Origin of the sequence: Pseudactinotalea sp. HY160 (genome assembly GCF_009372055.1) — a bacterium.
In the GTDB taxonomy this organism is placed as follows: Bacteria; Actinomycetota; Actinomycetes; order Actinomycetales; family Beutenbergiaceae; genus HY158.
In genome coordinates, this window is the sequence record NZ_WHMT01000014.1 from 24,586 (window position 1) to 47,727 (window position 23,142).

The 23,142-nt window shown below is 72.3% G+C and carries 18 protein-coding genes; 10 read left to right on the top strand and 8 right to left on the bottom strand.

Annotated features, from left to right (window positions below; translation table 11 throughout):
• The first annotated feature begins 27 nt into the window (after positions 1-27).
• Positions 28-1,419 carry an aspartate ammonia-lyase gene (locus GCG21_RS12350; RefSeq protein ID WP_152909992.1) on the top strand — a complete coding sequence of 464 codons (1,392 nt, stop codon included), beginning with the start codon at positions 28-30 and terminating at the stop codon, positions 1,417-1,419.
• Here the strand turns inward: GCG21_RS12350 and GCG21_RS12355 are convergent.
• From GCG21_RS12355 to pta, 4 genes are all read right to left on the bottom strand, one after another.
• A complete protein-coding gene (locus tag GCG21_RS12355; protein WP_152909993.1) occupies positions 1,364-2,620 on the bottom strand; it encodes a hypothetical protein in 1,257 nt (418 codons plus the stop codon). The two genes, GCG21_RS12350 and GCG21_RS12355, sit on opposite strands and share 56 nt — an antisense overlap.
• A gap of 70 nt (positions 2,621-2,690) precedes the next feature.
• On the bottom strand, positions 2,691-3,209 hold the full coding sequence (locus GCG21_RS12360) for a GNAT family N-acetyltransferase (RefSeq protein ID WP_152909994.1): 519 nt from the start codon (positions 3,207-3,209) through the stop codon (positions 2,691-2,693).
• A 241-nt stretch (positions 3,210-3,450) separates the two neighbouring features.
• A complete protein-coding gene (locus GCG21_RS12365) occupies positions 3,451-4,689 on the bottom strand; it encodes an acetate/propionate family kinase (RefSeq protein ID WP_152909995.1) in 1,239 nt (412 codons plus the stop codon).
• Positions 4,686-6,800: a phosphate acetyltransferase gene (pta, locus tag GCG21_RS12370; RefSeq protein ID WP_152909996.1), complete on the bottom strand. Its 2,115-nt coding sequence runs from the start codon at positions 6,798-6,800 to the stop codon at positions 4,686-4,688. The genes GCG21_RS12365 and pta overlap by 4 nt, the downstream gene beginning before the upstream one ends.
• A 153-nt stretch (positions 6,801-6,953) precedes the next feature.
• On the opposite strand from pta, the gene GCG21_RS12375 reads away from it, so the two are divergent.
• From GCG21_RS12375 to GCG21_RS12390, 4 genes are all read left to right on the top strand, one after another.
• On the top strand, positions 6,954-7,847 hold the full coding sequence (locus GCG21_RS12375; protein WP_370517499.1) for an SURF1 family protein: 894 nt from the start codon (positions 6,954-6,956) through the stop codon (positions 7,845-7,847).
• Positions 7,848-7,857: 10 nt separating this feature from the next.
• Entirely contained in the window at positions 7,858-8,256 is a 399-nt protein-coding gene (locus tag GCG21_RS12380) for a DUF3817 domain-containing protein (protein ID WP_152909997.1), read from the top strand.
• Positions 8,257-8,287: 31 nt separating this feature from the next.
• Positions 8,288-9,847 carry a glutamine-hydrolyzing GMP synthase gene (gene guaA, locus GCG21_RS12385; RefSeq protein ID WP_370517500.1) on the top strand — a complete coding sequence of 520 codons (1,560 nt, stop codon included), beginning with the start codon at positions 8,288-8,290 and terminating at the stop codon, positions 9,845-9,847.
• Between the two features lie 88 nt (positions 9,848-9,935).
• Positions 9,936-10,718 carry an SDR family NAD(P)-dependent oxidoreductase gene (locus GCG21_RS12390; RefSeq protein ID WP_152909998.1) on the top strand — a complete coding sequence of 261 codons (783 nt, stop codon included), beginning with the start codon at positions 9,936-9,938 and terminating at the stop codon, positions 10,716-10,718.
• Between the two features lie 36 nt (positions 10,719-10,754).
• On the opposite strand, the gene GCG21_RS12395 is transcribed toward GCG21_RS12390, so the two are convergent.
• The 3 genes from GCG21_RS12395 to GCG21_RS12405 form a co-directional block, all read right to left on the bottom strand.
• A complete protein-coding gene (locus GCG21_RS12395; protein ID WP_152909999.1) occupies positions 10,755-13,817 on the bottom strand; it encodes an HNH endonuclease signature motif containing protein in 3,063 nt (1,020 codons plus the stop codon).
• Between the two features lie 208 nt (positions 13,818-14,025).
• A complete protein-coding gene (locus GCG21_RS12400; RefSeq protein ID WP_152910000.1) occupies positions 14,026-14,613 on the bottom strand; it encodes a hypothetical protein in 588 nt (195 codons plus the stop codon).
• Entirely contained in the window at positions 14,610-16,331 is a 1,722-nt protein-coding gene (locus tag GCG21_RS12405; protein ID WP_152910001.1) for a PspC domain-containing protein, read from the bottom strand. Before GCG21_RS12405 ends, GCG21_RS12400 begins: the two co-directional genes overlap by 4 nt.
• Positions 16,332-16,479: 148 nt before the next feature.
• Here GCG21_RS12405 and GCG21_RS12410 point away from each other — a divergent pair, with 148 nt between their 5' ends.
• From GCG21_RS12410 to pcrA, 4 genes are all read left to right on the top strand, one after another.
• Positions 16,480-17,775 carry a PspC domain-containing protein gene (locus tag GCG21_RS12410; RefSeq protein WP_370517501.1) on the top strand — a complete coding sequence of 432 codons (1,296 nt, stop codon included), beginning with the start codon at positions 16,480-16,482 and terminating at the stop codon, positions 17,773-17,775.
• A complete protein-coding gene (locus tag GCG21_RS12415; RefSeq protein ID WP_152910002.1) occupies positions 17,772-18,443 on the top strand; it encodes a response regulator transcription factor in 672 nt (223 codons plus the stop codon). The genes GCG21_RS12410 and GCG21_RS12415 overlap by 4 nt, the downstream gene beginning before the upstream one ends.
• 72 nt (positions 18,444-18,515) lie before the next feature.
• Positions 18,516-18,854, top strand: coding sequence for a hypothetical protein (locus GCG21_RS12420; RefSeq protein WP_152910003.1), 339 nt, complete (start codon positions 18,516-18,518; stop codon positions 18,852-18,854).
• 280 nt (positions 18,855-19,134) lie between these two features.
• A complete protein-coding gene (gene pcrA / locus GCG21_RS12425; protein ID WP_152910004.1) occupies positions 19,135-21,558 on the top strand; it encodes a DNA helicase PcrA in 2,424 nt (807 codons plus the stop codon).
• 54 nt (positions 21,559-21,612) lie between these two features.
• Here the strand turns inward: pcrA and GCG21_RS12430 are convergent, their stop codons facing one another.
• A complete protein-coding gene (locus GCG21_RS12430) occupies positions 21,613-22,353 on the bottom strand; it encodes an alpha/beta fold hydrolase (protein WP_152910005.1) in 741 nt (246 codons plus the stop codon).
• Between the two features lie 73 nt (positions 22,354-22,426).
• On the opposite strand from GCG21_RS12430, the gene GCG21_RS12435 reads away from it, so the two are divergent.
• A complete protein-coding gene (locus GCG21_RS12435; protein ID WP_153879286.1) occupies positions 22,427-23,128 on the top strand; it encodes a YafY family protein in 702 nt (233 codons plus the stop codon).
• Positions 23,129-23,142 lie beyond the last annotated feature (14 nt).

Consider the following 23,142-nt stretch of genomic DNA (forward strand, 5'->3'; position numbering starts at 1 on the left):
GTCACCTTGAGCACTGCCGGAGATGTGATGAGCGACGAGACCCAGTACCGCATCGAGCACGACACGATGGGGGAGGTGCGGGTCCCGATCGGGGCGAAGTATCGCGCCCAGACCCAGCGGGCCGTCGAGAACTTCCCGATCTCCGGCCGCGGGATCTCCCGGCACCACATCGCCGCGCTCGCGCACGTCAAGCGGGCCGCGGCCCGGGCCAACAACGAGCTCGGCTACCTCGACGACGCCCGCGCGGCCGCGATCATGGCGGCCGCCGACCGGGTCATCGCCGGCGAATTCGACGACCACTTCCCGATCGACGTGTTCCAGACCGGCTCGGGCACGTCGTCGAACATGAACATGAACGAGGTGATCGCCACCCTCGCCACCGAGTCCGGGACCGACGTGCACCCGAACGATCACGTGAACGCCTCCCAGTCCTCGAACGACGTGTTCCCCTCCTCGATCCACATCGCCGCCACCGAGGCCGTCACCTCGGAGCTGCTGCCCGCGCTCGAACTGCTGGCCACCTCCCTCGAGGCGAAGCGGGATGAGTTCGCGGACGTCGTCAAGGCCGGCCGGACCCACCTCATGGACGCCACCCCGGTGACCCTCGGGCAGGAGTTCGGCGGCTACGCCCAGCAGATCCGCTACGGAATCGAACGGGTGGCCTCGGCGCTCCCGCGCGTGGCCGAGCTGCCGCTCGGGGGCACGGCCGTCGGCACCGGGATCAACACCCCGATCGGGTTCCCGCAGCGGGTCATCAGCCTCATCGCGGAGAACACCGGCCTGCCGGTGACCGAGGCCGCCGATCACTTCGAGGCCCAGTCCGCCCGCGACGGGCTCGTGGAGCTGAGCGGTCAGCTGCGCACGATCGCGGTCTCGCTCACGAAGATCTGCAACGACCTGCGCTGGATGAGCTCCGGCCCCCGCACCGGCCTCGGCGAGATCCACATCCCGGACCTGCAGCCCGGCTCCTCGATCATGCCCGGCAAGGTCAACCCCGTGGTGCCCGAGGCGGTGCTCATGGTGTGCGCCCAGGTCGTGGGCAACGACGCCGCGGTCGCCTTCGGCGGATCCTCGGGCTCATTCGAACTCAACGTGATGATGCCGATGATGGCCCGCAACGTGCTCGAGTCGATCACCCTGATCGCGAACTCCACCCGGGTGCTCGCCACGAAGACCGTCGACGGGATCGCGGCGAACGCGGATCGGGCCCGCGAACTGGCCGAGTCCTCGCCCTCGATCGTCACGCCGCTGAACCGGATCATCGGCTACGAGGCGGCCGCGACGATCGCCAAGCACTCGATCGCGGCGAACCTGACGATCCGGCAGGCGGCGGTCGACCTCGGCTACGTCGAGCGCGGCGACCTCACCGAGGCCCAGCTCGACGAGGCCCTCGACCTGATGTCGATGACCCACCCGTAGGGTCTCGCCTCGGCGACACCCGGGTCCGGGGCCGCAGGAGCACCCGCTGAGTACCGACCGCGATCGGAGTCGGGCGCGCACTCAGCCTGGGCGCGCGCCGCTCCAGGCCTGCCAGGAACCGCTCGATACGTGCGAGCTCGCGCGTGACCAATTCCCGTCGAAGTCTCCTGTGCCGGATCGCCAGGGCGACCGCGGCGCGATTCAACGGCCAGTGACCCCGGAGCATTCGCCGTCTCATCCGCAGTGATGGAAGGGGCCCGAGCGCCAGAACGACCACGAGCATCGATGCGGCGACGAAGCTCCAGGAGTCCTCGGGCCCGGTGGTGAACGATTCATGAGCGAGGACCGCGGACAGCCAGACCGGGACGGCGATCAGGGCCACGAGGGCTGTGCCCAGGATGCGCCAGGCACTCGTCGCATCGAGCGTTGCGGCCCCCACGAGCGACCGCATCATGAACAGGGTCAGGCACGAGACGGCGAGGATGCCGATCGACGGCGCGCGCGGTACCGGCCACAGGGCGCCTCGAGCGACCACACAGGCCACCGAGTACACGGCACAGACCAGGGCCGACCAGCCGCCGATGGCGGCGCCGAGCGCGAGTAGGGAACGCAGCCACCCGCCGGCCGGGTCGGCGGTCAGGGGGAAGGCGCGTGAGGGGCGCCACGTGGACTCCCACGCGTCTTCGGCCCGCCGCAGCGATTCGTCGACGCGCTCGAGCGCGTTGGCGGCGTTGCGGAGCCGGACCCGTGGGGCGGCCGTGACCAGGCGTCCGACGTCGACGGCCGCAACTGCGATGGCGCAGACCGGCACGACGACCTGGATGAGAAGCGTGAGCCGGTCCTGCCCGTGCCGGGAGATCGCCACGAGCATGCAGTAGCCGAGGAGCCATGCCGTGAGCAGCGCCGCCGCCGCGGCGAGGGTGCTCCGACGGCGCCAGGACGCCGCATCGTCGCTGACACGGGCGTCCTGATAGGCGAATGCGTGGATCGCGAGCACTGCCGCGCCCGTGAAGGTGATCGCCCACCAGGTGTTCTCGGCGAGGCCCGCTCCCACACGCGCCACGGCATCGAACGCCGAACCGCCGTCCGCGCCGGCGGGGGCGAGAAGGACGATCGTGGGGAGCGTGAGTTCGGCGCACAGGGCCACGCCCACCCCGAGGAGGATGAGTGAGTCGCGGCGCCGAGTGAGGAACAGTGCCATGGCCTCAGCCTCCGACACCGCGCCGACATTCTCTGGCCGAGGGGCCGGGCGGGCTCCGCTGGGGGAGGCGTCAGCCCAGGCGGAAGATGACGTCGTCGATCATCCGGCCCTTGCCGGCGTCGAAGCCCGAGTCGTTGCCCGCGCGATTGAACCCGTTGCGCTGCAGCACGGCGGCCCCGGGCTCGTTGATCCGGGTGACGTTGGCGAAGATCGGCCGCTCGGCCACCTCCGCCAGCATCGCCCGCAGCGCGGAGGTCGCGATGCCCTGGCCCCAGTGCTCGCGGTCGATCCAGTAGCTCACCTGCAGGCCCTTGCCGCCCGGCGACACCGCGATATGGCCCACGACCTCGTGCGGCCGGCCGGCGAGCGTGATCGTGCGCACGGTCGCCTCCTCGTTGCTGCGCAACTTGCTCCAGTAGGAGTTGAACCCCTGCGTATCGGTGTAGTCGACGAAGGTGGAGGAGGCCATCGCCTGGGACTGCGGATCGCGCAGATACTCGTTGAAGGTCGGCAGATCGTCGTCCCACACGTCGCGCAACTCGATCGCCACCCGGTCGCGGCGGCCCTGCCGCTGGTCGGTCTCCGTCATCACGCCCCACCTTCGTTGAGTCAGGTGGCCATGCTAGGCACGGCCCCCTCGGTTCGTCACCAGGTCACGATCGACTTTACCAGTCCTTTATGTGAATCGGCTGGGAATCGGACCGAATTCACTCGGTCGGTCAAGGCCCGGCGGGCGTGGCCTTGTGGGACGCCACGCGCTCGGGCAAGTCGTCATCGAGGAGGGTCGATCGCGCCGGCCCGCCCAGTGCCTATGGACGACGTCGCTCGCCTCAGGGAAGCGCGCGCGGTTCGTGTTCGCCCGGCGCGAGCACGACTTCCATCGTCTGCCGCGCGATCTCCCATTCCTCGTTCGTGGGGATGACGAGCGTGCGCACCCGGGCGGACTCCGAGCTGATGTCGCGCACGCCGGGCTTGCGTTCGAGGTTGCGCGCGGGGTCGATGCCCATGCCGAGGTGGTCGAGCCCGGACATGGTGCGCAGCCGGATGTCGGGGGAGTTCTCGCCGATGCCGGCGGTGAACACGACCGCGTCGACCCGGCCGAGCACCGCGAGGTAGGAGCCGAGGTACTTGCGCAGCCGGTAGGTGTACAGGTCGAGGCCGAGCTCGGCGTCGGGGTTGCCCGCCTCCCACGCCTCGATCACGTCGCGCATGTCCTGGTGGCCCGTGACCCCGAGCATCCCGGAGCGGCGGTTGAACAGGTCGTCGATCTCGTCGATTCCCATGCCGGCGTGCCGGCTCAGGTAGAGCGCCACCGCCGGGTCGATGTCGCCGGTGCGCGTGCCCATGACGAGGCCCTCGAGCGGGGTCAGACCCATCGACGTGTCGATCGAGGCGCCGCCGGCGACCGCCGTGGCGGAGGCGCCGTTGCCGAGGTGGAGCACGATGACGTTCGTGTCCGAGTCGCGCTTGCCCAGGAACTGGGCCGCTTGCCGGGCCACGTAGGAGTGCGACGTGCCGTGGAAGCCGTAGCGGCGGATGCGGTATTGGCGGGCCACCGCCGCGTTGAGCGCATAGTTGCTCGCCCGCGCGGGCATGCTCAGGTGGAACGCGGTGTCGAAGACGACGACGTGGTCGAGGTCGGGAAAGGCGCGTTGGGCCGCCTCGATCCCCGCCAGGTTCGGGGGATTGTGCAGGGGGGCGAGGTCCGCGAGATCGTCGATGATCTGCTTGACCTCCTCGGTGACGAGCACGGGGCCGCCGAACCGGGCCCCGCCCTGGACCACCCGGTGCCCGATCGCGGCCAGGTCCATGTCGGCCAGATCCGGCCCGAGCTCGGTGAACGCCCGCTGCATCTGCTCGACGGCGACCGTGTGGTCGGCCGCGTCGATCTGCCACTCGGTCGTCTCGGCCCCCGACCGGCCGGCGGCGCCGCGCTCGTGGATGAGCCGCCCGCCGGCGAGCCCGATGCGCTCGATCAGCCCGGTGGCGGCGGCGATCCCGGTCGTGGCGTCGACCACCTGGTACTTGAGGGAGGAGGAGCCCGAGTTGATCACGAGGACGTTGGTCATCGGAGGCCTCCCTCGCCGATGGTGCCGGCAGCGGTATCGAGCCCCTGCGCCTGGATGGCGGTGATCGCCACCGTGTTGACGATGTCCTGCACCAATGCTCCTCGCGATAGGTCGTTCACCGGCTTGCGCAGCCCCTGGAGCACGGGCCCGACGGCCACGGCGCCGGCGCTGCGCTGCACGGCCTTGTAGGTGTTGTTGCCGGTGTTGAGGTCGGGGAAGATGAACACGGTCGCCTTGCCGGCGACGTCGGAACCGGGCAGCTTCGTGGCGGCGACCGAGGCGTCCACGGCCGCGTCGTACTGGATGGGTCCCTCGATGCTCAGGTCCATGCCCCGTTGCCGCGTGCGCTCGCGGGCCAGGTCGGTCGCCTCGCGCACCTTGTCCACGTCCGCCCCGAAACCGGAGGTGCCGGTGGAGTAGGAGAGCATCGCCACCCGCGGGTCGACCCCGAACTGGGCGGCGGTCTCGGCGGAGGAGAGGGCGATGTCGGCGAGCTGGGCCGCGTTCGGGTCCGGGTTGACCGCGCAGTCGCCGTACACGAGCACCTGATCCGGCAGGCACATGAAGAACACCGAGGAGACGACCTGAGTGCCCGGGGAGGTCTTGATGATCTCGAACGCGGGCTTGATCGTGTGCGCGGTGGTGTGCGCCGCGCCCGAGACCATGCCGTCGGCGAGGCCGAGCTGGACCATCATCGTGCCGAAGTACGAGACGTCGGTCACGACCTCGCGCGCCCGGTCGACCGTCATCCCGCGGTGGGCGCGGAGCCGCGCATACTCCTGGGCGAAGCGCTCCCGCAGCTCCGGCTCCGTCGGGGAGAGTACCTGCGCCCCGGAGAGGTCGAGGCCCAGCTCGGTGGCGCGGGCACGGATCGCCTGCTCGTCTCCGAGCAGCGTGAGGTCGACCACGTCGCGGGCGAGCAGCGTGGACGCGGCCCGCAGGATCCGCTCGTCGCCGCCCTCCGGGAGCACGACGTGCTTGCGGCTCGCGCGGGCGCGCTCGATCAGGTCGTACTCGAACATGAGCGGGGTGACCACGCTCGCCCGCGGCACGGCGACCGCGGCCCGCAACCGGGCGCCGTCCACGTGTGCCTCGAAGGTCGAGCGGGCCACGTCGATCTTGCGCTGGGAGCCGGTGCCCATGAGGCCCGGGGTGGCGGCCGCGCGGCTCGCGGTCTCGAAGGTGCCGTGGCCGGTGGTGACGATCGGCAGCCGCTGCCCCAGACCCTGCACGAGCCGGGTCACCTGCTCCGAGGGCAGGTAGCCGCCGTTGAGCATGAGCGCGGCGAGCGAGGGGAACGACTCGGCCGCGTGGGCGGCGACGATCGAGAGCACCACCTCCGACCGGTCGCCCGGCACGATGACCATGGCGCCGTCGGTGAGTCGGTCGAGGATGTGGTCCATCGTCATGCCGCCCACGATGACGTTCTCGACCTCGCGGTCGAGGAGGGCGTCGTCGCCGGCCCACAGCGCGCCGTCGACGGCGTCCATGAGCTCGCGCGCCGACGGCGCCGAGAGCAGGGGCACGTCGGGCAGGGCCCAACTCGGCACGGGCAGGTCCGCCAGCGCCGCGCGCACGTCCTCGAGGTGCTCGGGGACGGCGCGGCTGGCGACGACGGCGACCACCTGCGCGTGGCCCGCGGCGAGCTCGGCCATCGCCACGTCGACCACGTGCCGCACGTCCGAGCCGGCCCGCTGCCAGGCCGAGGTCACGAGCACGACCGCCGATCCGAGGTTCGCGGCGATGCGCGTGTTGTAGGCCAGCTCCGTCGGGCCGGCGACGTCCGTGTAGTCCGAGCCCACGATGACCACGACGTCGCAGCGGTGGGCGACGTCACGGTAGCGGGAGATGATCCGGCCGAGCGCGGCCTCCGGATCGGCATGGATCTCGTCGTAGGTGACCCCGGTGCAGTCCTCGTAGGGCAGGTCCACCCCGACGTGGCGCAGCAGCAGCGAGAGCACCGCGTCGGGCTCGGACCGGGAGCGGATGACCGGCCGGAACACGCCGACCCGGCGCACCTGACCCACGAGCAGATCCACGATCCCGAGCGCGATCGAGGACTTGCCGGTGTGCCCCTCGGGGGAGGCGACGTAGATGCTGCGGGCCGACATGTGCTGGTCCCTCCAGGTCGGGTGGGCGGGTCGAACGACGGCGGGCCCCGGCCGTGGATGGTGGCCGGTCCCAGGTCGATCCTAGGGCGCGGCGGCCGGCGGGGGGCGGGCCACAGGGCCTAGACGCCCAGGGGGTCGACGTACAGTAGGAGCGTGTCAGAACCGTCCCCGCGCCCGAGCGGGAAGCATTGGCGTCAGGCGGCGCTCACCCGGCGGATGCTCGTCCTGCTCGTGGTGATCCTCGCCGCTGCGGCCGTGTGCATCCGGCTCGGGGCCTGGCAGCTCGACCGGGCCGTCGCCCGCGCCGAACAGGGCCGGGCCGCCGAGCTCGCCGCGCGCGAGCAGGCAGCGCCCGTGCCGATCGGCGACATCGCCGAGCCGCAGACCCACTTCACCCAGGAGATGGTCGGGCGCCGGGTGCACGTGGCCGGCACCTACATCGGCCCCGAGTTCTTCGTGCCGGGGCAGTTCCGGGTCGACCCGGCCGACCCGGAGAACACGGACCTGTGGACCAGCGGCTACTGGGTGCTCTCCGGGCTGCGCACCGACGGCGGCGCCGTGCTGCCGGTCGTGCGCGGCTGGGTCGCCGAGACCGACCCGGCCTACCTGAACGCCGAGGGCACCCGGGTCGAGGCGATCGGCTACCTCGACGGCTCCCAGGCCGTGGGCGACCCGGTCGACGGCGACGAGATCGGGGCGGTCAGCTCCGCCCAGCTCGTGAACGAATGGTCCACCCCGATCTACTCCGGCTTCATCGTGCTCGCCGAATCCGACCCGGCCGTGCCCGATCCCGCCGGCCTGCCCCCGCTCGACGACGTCGCCGTGCCCACCCTCTCCGGCGGCGGCCTCAACCTGCAGAACCTCGCCTATGCCGGCGAATGGTTCATCTTCGGTGGATTCGCCGTGCTCATCTGGTGGCGCATGGTCCGCGACGAGGCCCGCGACCTCGCCGCTGCTGCTGCCGCCGCCGACGACGACGTCGGAGCAGCCGGCCCGCCGGAGGCCGCCCGCGACCCGCTCGTTGTGACCCCACCCGCACGACCGTGAGAATGGACCCATGACCTCTCCCGTTTCCGACCCCGCCGACGTCACCCGGATCGCCGAACAGAAGGACCGCTCCGCCTTCGCCCGCTACCGGGTCATGGCCTTCGTCACCGGCGGGATGCTCCTGCTGCTGTGCCTGGAGATGGTGCTCAAATACGTGTTCCACGCGGCCGGCCTCGACGAGCAGGGGTCGGCGAAGCCCGTCATCGGGGCGTGGGTGCCGTTCATCCACGGCTGGATCTACGTCGTCTACCTCATCGCCGTCTTCGACCTGTGGAGCCGGATGAAGTGGTCGGTCGGGCGGATTCTCGCGCTCGTCGCCGGCGGCGTCGTGCCCGTGCTCTCGTTCGTCATGGAGACCCGCACGAGCCACTGGGTGAACACGACGCTCGAGGCGCGCCGACCCGCGTGAGGCGAGCTGCGTCGTCCCTTATCCTTGACCGGTGACCGCTGCTCTGCCCCGCCCTGTCCTCGTCGTCGACTTCGGCGCCCAGTACGCCCAGCTCATCGCGCGCCGCGTGCGCGAGGCCCGGGTGTATTCCGAGGTCGTCCCCCACACGCTGAGCGCCGAGGCGATCCTCGCGAGGGATCCCGCGGCCATCATCCTCTCGGGCGGGCCGGCGTCGGTGTACGCCGAGGGCGCGCCCGGGATCGACCCGGCGCTGTTCGAGGCCGGCGTGCCCGTGCTCGGGATCTGTTACGGCTTCCAGACCATGGCGGCGGCACTCGGCGGCACCGTGACCGAGACCGGCCGGCGCGAGTACGGGCGCACCGAGGTGACCGTGGCCGAGCCGGGCACGCTGCTCGAGGGCTCGCCCGCATGCCCGCTCGCGTGGATGTCCCACGGCGACGCCGTGACCCGCGCCCCGGACGGATTCGACGTGCTGGCCTCGAGCGAGGGCGCGCCCGTCGCCGCGTTCGAGGATCGGGAGCGGCGGCTCTTCGGCGTGCAGTGGCACCCGGAGGTGCTCCACTCCGAGGCCGGGCAGGCGACCCTGGAGAACTTCCTCTACCGCGGCGCGGGCCTGAGCCCGGACTGGACCGCGGCGAACGTCATCGCCGAGCAGGTCGCGGCCATCCGCGCCCAGGTCGGGGACGCGAAGGTCATCTGCGGGCTGTCCGGCGGCGTCGACTCCTCGGTCGCCGCGGCGCTCGTGCAGCGGGCCGTCGGCGACCAGCTCACGTGCGTGTTCGTGGACCACGGCCTGTTGCGCACCGGTGAGGCCGAGCAGGTGGAGCAGGACTTCGTGGCCGCCACGGGCGTCAAGCTCATGGTGCGCGACGCCTCCGACACCTTCCTCGATGCGCTCGCCGGGGTGACGGACCCGGAGACCAAGCGCAAGATCATCGGGCGCGAGTTCATCCGCGCCTTCGAGGCCGCCGCGCGCGACCTCGTGAGCGGCGGGGAGGACGTGAAGTTCCTCGTTCAGGGCACGCTCTACCCGGACGTGGTCGAGTCCGGCGGCGGCGAGGGCGCCGCGAACATCAAGTCCCACCACAACGTGGGCGGCCTGCCGGACGACCTGCAGTTCTCGCTGGTGGAGCCGCTGCGGCAGCTGTTCAAGGACGAGGTGCGCCAGGTCGGCCTCGAGCTCGGTGTGCCGGACGGCATCGTCTGGCGCCAGCCGTTCCCCGGGCCGGGGCTCGGCATCCGGATCGTCGGCGAGGTCACCCGCGAGGGGCTGACGACGCTGCGCGCGGCCGACGCGATCGTGCGCGCCGAACTGACGAAGGCCGGCCTCGACCGGGAGATCTGGCAGTGCCCGGTCGTGCTGCTCGCCGACGTGCGCTCCGTCGGTGTGCAGGGGGACGGGCGCACCTACGGCCACCCGATCGTGCTGCGGCCCGTGAGCTCGGAGGATGCGATGACCGCCGACTGGTCCCGCCTGCCGTACGACCTGCTCGCCCAGATCTCCAACCGGATCACCAACGAGGTGCCCGACGTGAACCGGGTCGTGCTCGACGTGACCAGCAAGCCGCCGGGCACGATCGAGTGGGAGTGAGGCGGGTGCGGCCCGCCGGGGGCTGCGGCGATGTGACGCACACGCCTCACCGGGTCGGGTAGGTTTCCCTCACTGGAAGGGAGGCCGCATGGACGCGAGCCGATTCGCAGGCAGGACCGCGGTCGTCACCGGTGCCGCGCACGGGATCGGGGCCGCCACCGCGCGCCGCCTGACCGCGGAGGGTGCCCGCGTGGTGCTGGCCGATGTCGATGTGGGGGCGGCGCGGGACGTGGCCGCGGACCTGCCCGGCGCGGTCGTGGTCGATTGCGACATGACCGAGACGGCGACCGTCGACCGCGCACTAATCGATGCGGTGGCGGCGGTCGGGGAGCTGGACTTCCTCGTGAACGTGGCCGGGGCGGCCCGGCGTGGACCGAGCGTGGCCGAGGGCATGACCGACGAGGACTGGAACTGGGCGGTCGACCTCAACCTCGGCGGGGCGATGCGGCTCGTGCGGGCCGGCGTGCCGTACCTGGGGGACAGTGGCGCGATCGTGTTCGTCAGCTCGGTCAACGGGCTCGCGGCCTTCGGCGAGGACGCCTACTCCGCGGCGAAGGCCGGGCTCGTGTCGTTCGCGCGCAACCTCGCGGCGGAGTTGGGGCCGCGCGGCATCCGGGCCAACGTCGTGGCGCCCGGGACGGTCCGGACCCGGGTGTGGGACGAGGTCGGCGGGCCCGACCCGCTCATCCCCCTCTATCCGCTCGGTCGGCTCGGGGAGCCGGAGGACATCGCTGCGGCGATCGCCTTCCTCCTCTCTGAGGACGCCTCGTGGATTACCGGTATCACGCTGCCCGTCGACGGCGGTGTGCTCACCGGCCCCCGCCGGACGATGGATGCGTTGCGCGCGGAAGGCGCGGAAGGCCGGTCCTGAGGCCGCGAGGGGCTCGGCGCTCCGGGACCGGCGTGGTCAGAAGGGTGGTTCGTCGAGTCGGCAGGCGTCGGCTGCGGCCTCTTCTGCTAGGCGTCTGGCGGCGCGGGCCTGGTCGGCTCTCTTGATGATGTCGTGGTTGCAGGCCTCGAGGATGTCCCGGTTCTCGAGGGTGGCCTCGGACCAGTGGGCCCGGTTCGCCCGTTCCCGCTGCGGGGACATCGCCCCGTTCGCGGACCGTTCGCTCGCGCCGCCCACGCCTGTTGCGCCGGTCGCGCCGGTCGCACCGGTTGCGTCGGTCGTGCCGATTGAGTCGGTCGGGCCGGTCGGGCCGGTCGAGCCGCCCACGCCGGTCGGACCGTTCGAGCCGGTCAGGTCGGTCGGGTCGTTCGGGCCGCCCACGCCGTCCACGCCGTTCGGACCGTTCGAGTCACGGTGGTCGCTCGTCTTGCTCGTCTGACCCGGCTCGTCTGGTTCGTGGATGTCGGTGTTCTGGATGCCGGTGTTCTGGGTGTCGTAGGTGCCCCACGGGGTGCGTAGGAGCCGGAGGCCGTGGGGGCCGGTCCACAGGTAGGTGCCGGTATCGAGTTTGACGTAGGTCCAGGCCGCGTGCCGGCCGTGGGACGCGGCGGCGGCGCGGGCGTGGGTCTTGAGCCGGTGATGCGCCCGACACAGCGGGGCGAGGTTGCACAGGCAGGTCGCCCCGCCGGTGGCGACCTCGGCGCCGGCGTTCGGGCCGGTGCGGGGCCGGGTGGTGTGCCAGGCCTGGATATGGTCCAGGTCGCAGGCGCGGGCGGTGCGGGTACACCAGGGGAAGGCGCATCGATCCTCGGCCAGGACGAGTTGTTCACGCAGCCGCTCGGACGGGGTGTAGCAGTCCGTGGCGAGTGGCTCGTCCAGGTCCAGGACCGGACGAACGATGATCTCCGGCGCGAAACACGCCAACCCGCTACCGGCCGCACCCGTAGCACCGACAGCACCCGTAGCACCCGTAGCACCGGCAGCACCGGAGCCGGGGCTGCCGGCCGACGCCCCGAGCAGGATGGTCTCGCCGGCCCCGGCGGCGACTACGGTGGATCCGGGAGTGGTGGACACACCTGTGGTGTCGGTCTCGCCGGTTCCGGGCCGGACGGTCTCGCCGGCCTCGGCGGCGACCTCGACGGATCCGGGAGCGGTGGACACACCTGTGCTGTCGGTCCCGCCGGTTCCGGGCAGGGCTGTCCCCTCAATGCCGCCAGATCGGCTGCTGCCAGATCGGCTGCTGTCAGATCGGTGCCTGCGCCGGTCGAGGATCGGGCCCGCGGGCGGGCCGTCGGGCGGGCCGGTGGGCCGGGTGAGGCAGTCACCGGTGCAGGGGCGTCCGTGCGGGGTGAGCGCGGATGGCCGGTAGAACATCGGGGCGAGTTCGGCGGCGCTGATGAACGTGCCGGCCGGGATGCCGCGGGCCTCGATACGCACCGGCGTCCGCCGCAACCGGCCGGGATCAATCCCCAACGACGACCCAGTCAGCGGCCCAGGCGACCCAGTCGGCTCGGTGGGCTCGGTCAGCGGCCCGGTCGGCCCGGTCGGGGGCCCGGATGCGCGCGTGGCGGGCCTGCCGGCGGCGTCATCGCCGTGATCGGCTCCCGCAGCTCCGGCGCCGCCGGGTGTCGGCGGTGGTGGTGGGCCGGTGTTCGGGATGCCGAAGGGGAACAGGTCACGGGCCTGGACGTGCAAGTACATCAAGATCTTGCCACGCGGCACACCCGCCCCACCCGTGGTCACCGGGACGCCCGTGGTCACCGGGACGCCCGTGGTCACCGGGCTGGCGGTGGTCACCGGGTCGTCGTCGTGGCGGTTGCCGGTGCAGTTCGGATCCCCACACCGGCTCGGCCCTGCCGGCCCATCGTTCGGCCCGTCGGGTGGTCTGCCGGGCAGCTGGGCACCGGTCGGCCCACTGTTCGGCTCGCTGGTGGGGGTCTCGGGTGGGGTGAGGGGGTGTTGGCCGTCGTAGCGGAGCCGGGCGAGGTCGCCCATGGCGTAGGAGCGCAACTCGCCCGCGGTCAGCTTCCAGCCCTGGGCGGTGAGGGTGGCGGCGAGGTGGTCGATGACGTCTTCGAGGATGCGGCCCTCCACGACGGGCAGGACGGCCTGCACGCTCGTGTCCCCGGTCCCGTCGCGTGCGTGCTTGAACACGACGTCTCGTGCCGGGGGCGCGGCGAAGCGTTCCTCGAGGTCTTCGTACTCCTCGGGCATGTGCTCGATCAGGGCCCGCTTGATCAGGCCATCGAGCTGGGCCTGCCCGAAGTTCAAGGGCACGAGGTCGAGCTGGGCATCGACGTAGCCACAGGCCTCTTCCGAGAGGAACAGGGTCGCCCGGGCGAGGGTACGGGCCCGCCACACCCGCGTCCGCCCGGCCATGGTCCGGGCGAACAGGCGCGGTAGCCGCACCCGCAACTGTTCGGCCTCCAGCAGCAGCCGCTCGGCCGCGCCCAGACCCATCCCGGCCGCGGTCGCGAACGTCGAGATCGAGAACTCCTCCACCGTCCACAACCCCCGCACCCCCGTGCCCGGATCGACCCCCAGATCGGCCCCGTGCTCACCACCCGAGGCCACGAACCCCGAGACCCCGGCCCCGGAGCTGGAGGTGGCCGGCCCGCCGGCCGCAGGAGAGGAGGAAGCACCTGCAAGCGTGCCACTGGCCGAGGGCGCGGGATCGGCACACGCGGCGGTGGCGTCACCGCCGGTGGCGGACTCGCTGGAGGAGGACGACGTGGTGGCGGCCGCCGGGGCATCCATCGAATCAGAGCCCGTGGCACCCGCGCCGGCCACGGCCCCGGAGTCGGCCCCGGTGCCGGTCGTGGCCGGGGTGACCACGTGGCCCTCCCGCTCCCAGATCGCGTTGCGGGCATGGGCGCGTTCGGCCACGAGCCGCGGCGCACCGGCCAGGTCCTCATCGCCGTCATAGTCATCGGCGATGACGAACGGATGCCACTGCACCCACGTCGCCGCCAACGCGAGCTGCTCCAACTTGACCCGATCCACGGTATCGCGGCCCTGACGCAGCCGAGCGACCAGGCCGGCATCATCGCCCACCTCGCCCACCAGCTGCTGAAGTTCCATACCAATCATGGTCTCAGCGACCACCGACATTCCCCCGGCCCCAACCGCCCAAGGGCACCCAGGAACACTGCCGGGGAAACAAGTCGAAGAAATTCCCGAGAAGTCTCGCGATCGCGTCGAGTAGCCGGAAGCAGCAGGAGGCCGGTCACCCGATGGCGACGTCGCGTTACTGGAACCGGCCCGGGTGGGGAGGCCGCGAGGACAAGGGCTAGTCGCGCTTGGCGCTCGGATCCCACCAGTCGTCGCCGGTGGGGGGTCCGGCCGAAGTCGCCGTGGCGTCGTCGGGGGGCGGCTCGTGGCCGGAGCGCGGGAATTCGATCGTCGACTGATCGGACTGCGCCGCGGTCGTGGGCGGCTCCGTCGGTGCCGCCGCCGGTGCCGCCGGTGCGGCGTCGACTGGGTCGGGTGCGGCGTCCATCCCCGATACGCCGACGGTCGCGGCGGGGGCGACGAATCCGCCCGACCCAGCCACCGGCATGACACCTGGGCCCTCGGCGGGCCACGGCTCGTACACCGTGACGGTCGCCCGGGGCGCCCGGCGCGGCAGGATCGCCAGCAGCAACAGGGCGACGCCGAGTCCGGCGCTCACGATCACCGTGAACGTGATCGCGTCGAGCCGGTAGCCGAGGCCGAGGGCCGCCACGAGCACGCCACCGGCGATGAGTAGCAGGCCCCAGACCACCGTGGTGCTGCGGATCCCGGCACGCGGGGTGCGCCGCTTCGCCGCCGTCGGACTCCCTGCTGCGTCGTTCGGACCATCGTTCGTCGGTACGGTCGCGTTCGGGCTGCTGGTCATGACTGCTCCTGTACGAACTGGATACTGGTCGCGGACTCGGGCGCGTCGAGGTGCAGCCGGAGTGGCTCGCCCACGAGGGCCGAGGTGAAATCGAGACTGCCGCCGGCGCCGAGGACCCATTGCTCCGGGCCCCAGTTCTGCACCGCGCGGGTGGCGTGCGCCCTCACCCCGGAGAGGTCCCACGCATCCACCCACGCGTTCTCGCCGGTGACCCGGACGTCGAAGGGCACGTCGGCCGGGATTCGCAGGTCGAGCGATGCGCCCGGCGGGAGCGCGATGCTGCCGAGATCGAGGCCCGCCTCATCGACCGATGCGGCTGCCGTCGTGAAGTCGAGGACGGTCGGTCCACTGGAATTCTGCGAGTACCAGGCCTCGAAGCGTTCGAGATCGGCCCGGTCGGTCACCTGATACGTGGCGGGGGCGTGGGCGATCGTGCGGCTGGAGTCCCACGTGAGGGCCCCCGACCCGTAGTTGTCGAAGCCGCCGATCACGAGGCTTCCGGCGACGACGAGCCCGACGATCGACACGAGCGAGAGTAGGCCGCCCCTCCGCCCGAGCAGGCCGGCGATCGTGACGACCACGCCGACGGCGACGAGCGCGCCTCCGGCCATGACCAGCGGCGGCATCGCCATCGAGACGTATCCGCTGAACCATGCGAGCAGGACGCCTGCGAGCACGAGGAACACCCCCGCGAGGCCCAGCAGCACGAGTCGATAGCCCGGCCGCGAAGTGCGGCGGCGCGACGGCATCGGCGCCCGGTACTGCCCCCACGGCCCGGTTGGCCCGCTCGGCCCGGTCGGCCCTGTTTGTCCGGTCGGGGCGGTCGGGTCGGCCTGCGGGGGAGCCAGGGGATACGGCCGGGGCTGCCCGCTCCACAACGGCGGCGCGGCATCGGTCGCACCGGCGGGACCGGCCGCCGCCGGTCCCGCCCCCAACTTCTCGGTGGCTGCCGGATCCGAGGACACCGGCGCGAGCTGCTCCGTGGGTGCCGCCCCCGCCCGGGCAGCCTCGAACCGTTCGGTCGGCGCCATGGGCGCGGGGTCCTCGGTCACCCGCCGAGACGTGTCCATCTCCGGCTCCGAGCGGCCTGCCGCCGCGGACGCCACCGGCAACGCCCTGGTCTCGGAGATCGCCACCGCCCCGGTGTGCGCGGTGGGTTCCGCCGTGGCCGCTGGTGCCCCGGCACCCTCCTGCCCCGGTGGCCCGCCCGTCGCTCCCGTCGGCCCGGAAGCGCCCGGCCCGGAAGCGCCCGGCCCGGCACCGCCCGACGAGCGCGACCGGGCCACCGCGACGAGGGCGACGACCGCGCCCACGGCGATGATCGCGATGAAGATCCCCCACGCGCCGCTGCCCCCGAACGGGGCGAACCACAGCCCCGGCCGGGCGAGCCCGATCACGAGGGCCGCACCCGCCGCGGCAAGGGCGGCGTCGAAGCGCCCCGCCATCGCCTCCTCCAGATGGATCCGCCCGTCGGTCTCCTCCGGCAGCAGCGCCCAGCACAGCCCGTACACGAGCAGGCCCACGCCGCTGAAGAGCGTCACGATCACGAAGACCCCGCGCATGATCGCGGGATCGATGTTGAACCGCCGGGCGAGCCCGCCGGCCACGCCGCCGCCCCACCGGTTCTGGGTGCGCACGATCCCCGCGCGCCGGATCGAGGCGAAGAACGATGCCCCCGGCGCCTGCGGCGGTGAGGTCTGCTCCTGTGTGCTGTGCATGCCCCACAGTCAATCCGGACGCGGGCCCGTGCCGCTATGGGGGACTCCCCTGATTTCCGGCGCGGCGGACCCCTGGTCGACCCCTGGTTCGTCCCTGATCGGGCCCGCGCCCCGGTCCGGCCGGGCCCGTGCGTGACACGATGGCCCGGTGACGCCCACGCCCCGACCCGAGCTGCGCCGTCCCCACGCGGGCCGGCGGCTCGCCGGGGTGTGCGCCGGCCTCGCCGATCACCTCGGGCTGCCGGTCCGATCGGTGCGGTGGGCGTTCGTCGGCGCCACGGTCGCACTCGGCGCGGGGGCGTTGATGTACGCGTGGCTGTGGGCGGTCGTGCCCGGCGGCGACACCCCCGGCCCGAGCCGCCTCGCCCCGCGGCTGCGTTCGTTGCGCACCCGGGTGTCGAGTCGCGAACTCGTGCTGGCCGGGGCGCTGCTCGCGGTCGCGGTCCTGCTGCTGGCGCTGCGCGGCAACATCGCCGGCGGCGCCTCGTGGATCATCGCGTTCGTGCTCGTGTGTCTCGGCGCCGCGCTCGCGTGGAGCGAGTTGGGGCGTGGGGACGACGCAGCTCGCCCCCGGTCCGTCGTGCTCGCCCGCGTGGTGGCCGGGTGTGGGCTCGCGGCCGTCGGGGTCGTGCTGTTCGCCGGGCGCGGTCGCACCCTCGACCTCATCGTCTGGGCCGCGGGGGTCGGGCTGCTCCTCGTGGCCGCGGTCGCGGTGGTGCTGGCGCCGGTCGGGCTGAGGATGTGGCAGGACCTGGGCAGCGAGCGGGCGGCACGCGCACGGGAGTCGGAACGGGCCGATATCGCCGCGCACCTGCACGATTCGGTGCTGCAGACCCTCGCGCTCATCCGCTCCCGGGCCGAGGACCCGGAGGCCGTGCGGCGGCTGGCGCGCTCGCAGGAGCGGCAGCTGCGCGACTGGCTGTACACGGATCCGGCCTCGCCGGAGGGCTCGATCGCGCGCCAGGTCGAGGCGGTGGCCGCGGAGGTGGAGGAACGCTACGGCCGGCAGATCGACGCGATCACCGTGGGCGACGACGTGCCCGGTGCCGGCGCCGCCGCGCTCGTGGCCGCGACCCGGGAGGCGCTGACGAACGCGGTCCGGCACGGGGCCGCGCCGGTGAGCCTGTACCTCGAGGTCGCGCCGGCCGAGATCGAGGTGTACGTGCGGGACCGGGGCGAGGGCTTCGACCTCGAGGCCGTGCCGGCCGACCGGCACGGGGTGCGGGAGTCGATCGTGATGCGGATGCGCCGGCACGGGGGCAGTGCCCGGATCCGCACGGGGCGGGGGCAGGGCACCGAGGTGCGGCTGGCGATGCCGCGTGCGGGGGCGGAGCGCGCGGAGGCGCGGGACCCGGCCGCGCGGGTCGGGCAGGATGAGGCGGCGGGTCCGGGCGGTCATGAGCATCGATCGGCACGCGGCGACGATCGAGAAGGAGTCCGATGAGCACGACGTTGCGAGTGGTCGTGGTGGACGATCACGCCATGGTGCGGGCGGGGCTGCGCGCCGAACTGGCCGCGGACCTGCAGGTCGTGGGCGAGGCGGACGACGTCGAGGGTGGGATCGCCGCCACCCGGGCCCTACGGCCCGACGTCGTGCTGCTCGACGTGCACCTGCCCGGCGGGGACGGGGGCGGCGGGGCCGAGGTGGTGCGCGGCTGCTCCGACCTGGGCGAGGGGGTGCGCTTCCTCGCGGTGTCGGTCTCCGATGCCGCCGCCGACGTCGTCTCCGTGGTGCGTGCCGGTGCCCGCGGGTACGTGACCAAGGCGATCAGCGGGCCCGAACTCTCGGACGCGGTGCGCCGGGTCGCGGGCGGCGACGCGGTGTTCTCCCCGCGGCTCGCCGGTTTCGTGCTCGACGCCTTCGGTGCGGGCGGAGCCCAGGGAGCGAGCCGGCTGAGCGAGCCCGCCGACGACGAGCTCGACCGGCTCTCGGCCCGGGAGCAGGAGGTCATGCGCCTCATCGCGCGCGGCTACACCTACCGGGAGGTCGCAGGGGAGCTGTTCATCTCGATCAAGACTGTGGAATCGCACGTGTCCGCGGTGCTGCGCAAGCTCCAGCTCTCCTCCCGGCACGAGCTCACCCGCTGGGCGGCGATGCGACGGCTCCTATGAGCCCGAGTCGGCTGTGACGCGGGCCACGGCCGGGATTGTGAGCCCCCCAGGGTGCTGACGTAGTGTCAGCACATGACTCTTCTCCTGCAGATTCTCGTGATCCTGCACATGGTCGGCTGGGCGATCGTGTTCGGCGGCGCCGTGGTCAACCTCAGGAAGCCGAAGATCGCCACCGGCATGCTTCACGGCATCCTCACCGCCATCATCGCCGGCCTCATCTCGATGGGGCTGGCCCACGCGATCTTCACCGACGTGAACGACATGAAGTACGGGATCAAGCTGCTCATCGCGCTCATCGCCGGCGGCATGATCATCTGGGGCGGTCGCAACCAGGAGAAGGTGAGCCGGGGTTTCCTCGGCGCCATCGCGGGCCTCGTGCTCGCCAACATCGCCATCGCCGTCATCTGGTAGGCCAAGCCCCCCCCCCCAGTGGGTGGTCGCGACCACGTCAGCGGTGGTCCGGGCCACCCACATCCATGGCTCCGTCCGGACTGGGTGGCTCCGACCACGTCAGGGGTGGTCCGGGCCACCCACATCCATGGCTCGCTCCCGACTGGGTGGCTGCGGCCACGTCAGGGGTGGTCCGGGCCACCCACATCCCCGTGGCTCGCATGGCCCGGATGGCGCGGATGGGCCCCATGATTCTGTGCGGCCGCTCGGGGTCGCCGGGCCGTCGTAGGCTGGTGCGGCCATGACATCCTTATTCGCCCACCTGCCGTTGCCGGATCAGCGACGATTCGACCCCCATGCCCAACTCCCCGCGATCGGAGGGGAGGACGCGGAGGGGAGCGACGTCGTCCACACGCCCCCGGAGGGCACCGCGCAGGCGGACGACCTCCTCGACGGTCTCAACCCGCAGCAGCGCCAGGCGGTGGCGCACACCGGCGGGCAGCTGCTCATCATCGCCGGAGCGGGGTCGGGGAAGACCCGCGTGCTCGCGCACCGGATCGCCCACCTGCTCGCGACCGGGCGAGCGCGGCCCGGGGAGATCCTCGCGATCACGTTCACGAACAAGGCCGCCGCGGAGATGCGCGAGCGGGTGGCCGAGCTCGTGGGCCCGCGCGCGAAGAGCATGTGGGTGTCCACGTTCCACTCGGCGTGCGTGCGGATCCTGCGCCGGGAGGCGAAGACCATCGGGCTGCGCTCGAGCTTCTCCATCTACGACGCGGCCGACGCGCAGCGGCTCATGACCCTCGTCTGCCGCGAGCTCGACCTCGACCCGAAGCGGTTCCCACCCAAGGCGTTCTACCACCGGGTCTCCGACCTGAAGAACGACCTCGTGGACCCGGACGACTTCGCGCGCACCGCCGCCGAGAACCCGTATGAGCAGAACCTCGCCGCGGCCTACCGGCGCTATCAGGAGCGGCTCCGGGAGGCGCACGCCCTCGACTTCGACGACCTGATCATGTCGACCGTGACGATGCTCCAGGCGTTCCCCGCGATCGCCGAGCACTACCGGCGCCGGTTCCGGCACGTGCTCGTGGACGAATACCAGGACACGAACCACGCCCAATACGTGCTCGTGCGCGAACTCGTCGGCGGGCCCGGCACCGGCTCGGGCGGCGGCGACCTGCCCGCGGCCGAGCTCACCGTGGTGGGGGATGCGGACCAGTCGATCTACGCCTTCCGCGGCGCCACGATCCGCAATATCGTCGAGTTCGAGAAGGACTATCCGGCCGCCACCACGATCCTGCTCGAGCAGAACTACCGGTCCACGCAGACCATCCTCTCCGCCGCCAACGCCGTGATCGAACGCAATCCCGGCCGGGCGAAGAAGAACCTGTGGACCGCCGCCGGGGCGGGCGACAAGATCGTCGGCTACGTCGCCGACACCGAGCACGACGAGGCCGCCTTCGTGGCCGAGGAGATCGACGCGCTGATCGACGCCGGCGAGGCCCGGGCCGGAGACGTGGCGATCTTCTACCGCACGAATGCCCAGTCCCGGGCGCTCGAGGAGGTGCTCGTCCGGCGCGGCCTTCCCTACCGGGTCATCGGCGGCACCCGGTTCTACGAGCGCCGCGAGGTCAAGGACGCCATCGCCTACCTGCGCGCGGTGGCCAACCCCGACGACTCGGTCAACCTGCGACGGATCCTCAACGTGCCCAAGCGCGGCCTGGGGGAGCGGTCGGAGGCGATGGTCGCCGGCCACGCCGAGCGGCTGCGGATCAGTTTCGGCGCTGCGCTCGACCAACTCGACGACGTGCTCGGGCTCGGCACCCGGGCCGTGACGGGGCTGCGGGCGTTCAACGACATGCTCGCCGGGTTCCGCACCCTCGCGGCGGGGGGCGCGAGCCCTGCCGAGGTGCTCGACGCGATCCTCGACGAGACCGGCTACCTGGCCCAGCTGCGGGAGAGTTCCGACCCGCAGGACGCCACCCGCGTGGAGAACCTCGCCGAGCTCCACGCCGTGGCGGCCGAGTTCTCCGCGGCCGACCCGGACGCCGACCTGGGCGACTTCCTCGAACGGGTCGCGCTCGTGGCCGACGCCGACCAGCTCCCCGGCGAGGAGGAGGGCGGCATGGTCACCCTCATGACCGTGCACACCGCCAAGGGCCTCGAGTTCCCGATCGTGTTCGCGACCGGCCTCGAGGACGGCACGTTCCCGCACTCGCGCTCCCTCGCGGACCCCGACGAACTGGCCGAGGAGCGCCGCCTCGCCTACGTGGCCCTCACGCGGGCCCGCACGCGGCTCTACCTCTCCCGGGCCGGGCTGCGCACGATGTGGGGCGCGCCGAACGAGCTGCCCGCCTCCCGGTTCATCGCCGACATCCCCGCCGACCTGCTCGACTGGCGTCGCACCGAATCCGCCATGAGCACGCTGCGACAGCTCGGAGCCTACGACCGGGGCGCCTCGAGCGGCACGGGCTACGGCGACTACGGCCGCCGGATCGCGAAGAACGATCCGGCGCCGACCCCCTCGTTCGGCTCGGCCAAGCCCCGCGGCCCGGTGCCGAACCTCGAGATCGGCGACCGGGTCACCCACGACTCCTACGGGCTCGGCCGCGTCGTGCAGGTCGAGAAGCCCGGCACGCCGAACGCCGTGGCCCACGTCGACTTCGGCGACTCCAACATCAAGCGGCTGCTCCTGCGCTTCTCCCCGGTGACCAAGCTCTGAGGCGACACGGGTGACCTGCGGGGCCGGCCGGGAGAGAGGGCGGACGGTCGCGGTTCAGGCGGCCCGGGTGGCAGCGCAGTGGATCGCTTCGGCCAAGTCTCGGGGGCGGCTCCACATGGGCCAGTGCCCCGTGGGCAGGTCGACGAACTCCCGGTGCTCGAACTCGACGACCTCGGCGAACACGGGGTGGCCGGCCTCGGCGAGCTCCAGCACCTGCGCGCTCGAGATCGAGCAGCACACGAGCGTGGTCGGCACGCTCAGCCGCGCAGCGTTCGTCAGGTGCACCGGCGCACGAAGCACGGGGCCGGGCTCCGGTACGGCCCGGGACCGGAAGCGGTCGAGCACCTCGGCGCTCAGGCCCTCGAGGCCGGCCTGCTCCCCGAGAACGTCGAAGGGAGGCAGCGGAAGCTCCGCCAGGTCCTCCGGCACATCGGGCGCGAACACGCTTCCGGGGGCGACCGGCCCGGAATCGACCCAGACCACTCGGCGGATGAGCTCGGGGCATCGGTCCAGAACGAGGGTGACGGGGGCGTTCGCGCCGCTGTGAGCCACGAGAACCACACCCTGGCCACCTGCCGCCCGAGTCACGACGTCCTCGATCGCCGCAGCCTGGTCCGCCAGGGTCTTGGACGATCGCTCGGGGTCGTGCTCGTCCAGGCCCGGAAGGGTCACCGCGGTGGCCGCCGCGCCCGCGGCCGACAGGTGTTCGAGCACGTCATCCCAGGCCCAGGCGCCCAGCCAGTGGCCGGGGATGAGGATGATCGTGGGGTCGCTCGGGGTCGATGTCGTTGTCATGTCTCGATGTTCTCAGGGCCGCCGGACAGGTGTGTGTCACCATTTCCGGCATGAAGTCTGCCTGGTGGTTCCGGTGAAGCGAGCCGAGCGGCTCCACGCGCTGTCGGAGATGCTGCGCCGCGGCGGAGCGCGGGGTTGGACCGCCGAGACGCTCGCGGCGGAGTTCGGGGTGTCCGTGCGTACGGTCAAGCGCGATGTGGCGGCGCTGGAGAGCAGCGGTGCACCGATCTGGTCGCGCCCCGGTCCCGGCGGTGGGTACGGGCTGGTGGCGGGTGCCTCACTCCCACCGGTGACCCTGTCCCCGGCTCAAGCCGTCGCGCTCCTGGCGGCTGTCGCGGCCGCGCCCGACGCCCCCTACGCCGATCTGGCCTCCGCCGGGGTCCGGAAGATCGTCGATGTGCTCGATCCCCGGACCCGGACACGGGCCGAGGAGTTGGCGCAGCGCGTGTGGGTCGACGCGACGCGGTCGTCGTCGCGGGCCGTCAGGTCTGCGTTGGAGGAGGCCATGGCCGACCAGCGGGTCCTTCGGATCCGCTACACGTCGGGGGAGGGCGCGACGACCAGTCGCGACGTCGAGCCCATGCTGTTCGCCTCGACCAACGGCCGCTGGTACCTGATCGGTTGGTGTCGCCTGCGCGGCGCGGTTCGCTGGTTCATGGTCGACCGCATCGAGCGAGCGGGCGTCACGACCACGCCATGCGAGGGCCACACCATCGACGAGGTCGGCACGCCGCCCCCGAACGCCAGGCCGGCGGCGCGGCCATCGCCGGGGTGAATCGCGCCACGCCG

Coding starts and splice junctions, on each gene's coding strand:
- GCG21_RS12395 (WP_152909999.1), bottom strand. CDS start 13,817: ATGGAACTTCAGCAGCTGGTGGGCGAGGTGGGCGATGATGCCGGCCTG.
- GCG21_RS12380 (WP_152909997.1), top strand. CDS start 7,858: ATGACCTCTCCCGTTTCCGACCCCGCCGACGTCACCCGGATCGCCGAA.
- GCG21_RS12350 (WP_152909992.1), top strand. CDS start 28: ATGAGCGACGAGACCCAGTACCGCATCGAGCACGACACGATGGGGGAG.
- GCG21_RS12400 (WP_152910000.1), bottom strand. CDS start 14,613: ATGACCAGCAGCCCGAACGCGACCGTACCGACGAACGATGGTCCGAAC.
- GCG21_RS12355 (WP_152909993.1), bottom strand. CDS start 2,620: ATGGCACTGTTCCTCACTCGGCGCCGCGACTCACTCATCCTCCTCGGG.
- GCG21_RS12405 (WP_152910001.1), bottom strand. CDS start 16,331: ATGCACAGCACACAGGAGCAGACCTCACCGCCGCAGGCGCCGGGGGCA.
- GCG21_RS12415 (WP_152910002.1), top strand. CDS start 17,772: ATGAGCACGACGTTGCGAGTGGTCGTGGTGGACGATCACGCCATGGTG.
- pcrA (WP_152910004.1), top strand. CDS start 19,135: ATGACATCCTTATTCGCCCACCTGCCGTTGCCGGATCAGCGACGATTC.
- GCG21_RS12430 (WP_152910005.1), bottom strand. CDS start 22,353: ATGACAACGACATCGACCCCGAGCGACCCCACGATCATCCTCATCCCC.
- GCG21_RS12365 (WP_152909995.1), bottom strand. CDS start 4,689: ATGACCAACGTCCTCGTGATCAACTCGGGCTCCTCCTCCCTCAAGTAC.
- pta (WP_152909996.1), bottom strand. CDS start 6,800: ATGTCGGCCCGCAGCATCTACGTCGCCTCCCCCGAGGGGCACACCGGC.
- GCG21_RS12390 (WP_152909998.1), top strand. CDS start 9,936: ATGGACGCGAGCCGATTCGCAGGCAGGACCGCGGTCGTCACCGGTGCC.
- GCG21_RS12360 (WP_152909994.1), bottom strand. CDS start 3,209: ATGACGGAGACCGACCAGCGGCAGGGCCGCCGCGACCGGGTGGCGATC.
- GCG21_RS12420 (WP_152910003.1), top strand. CDS start 18,516: ATGACTCTTCTCCTGCAGATTCTCGTGATCCTGCACATGGTCGGCTGG.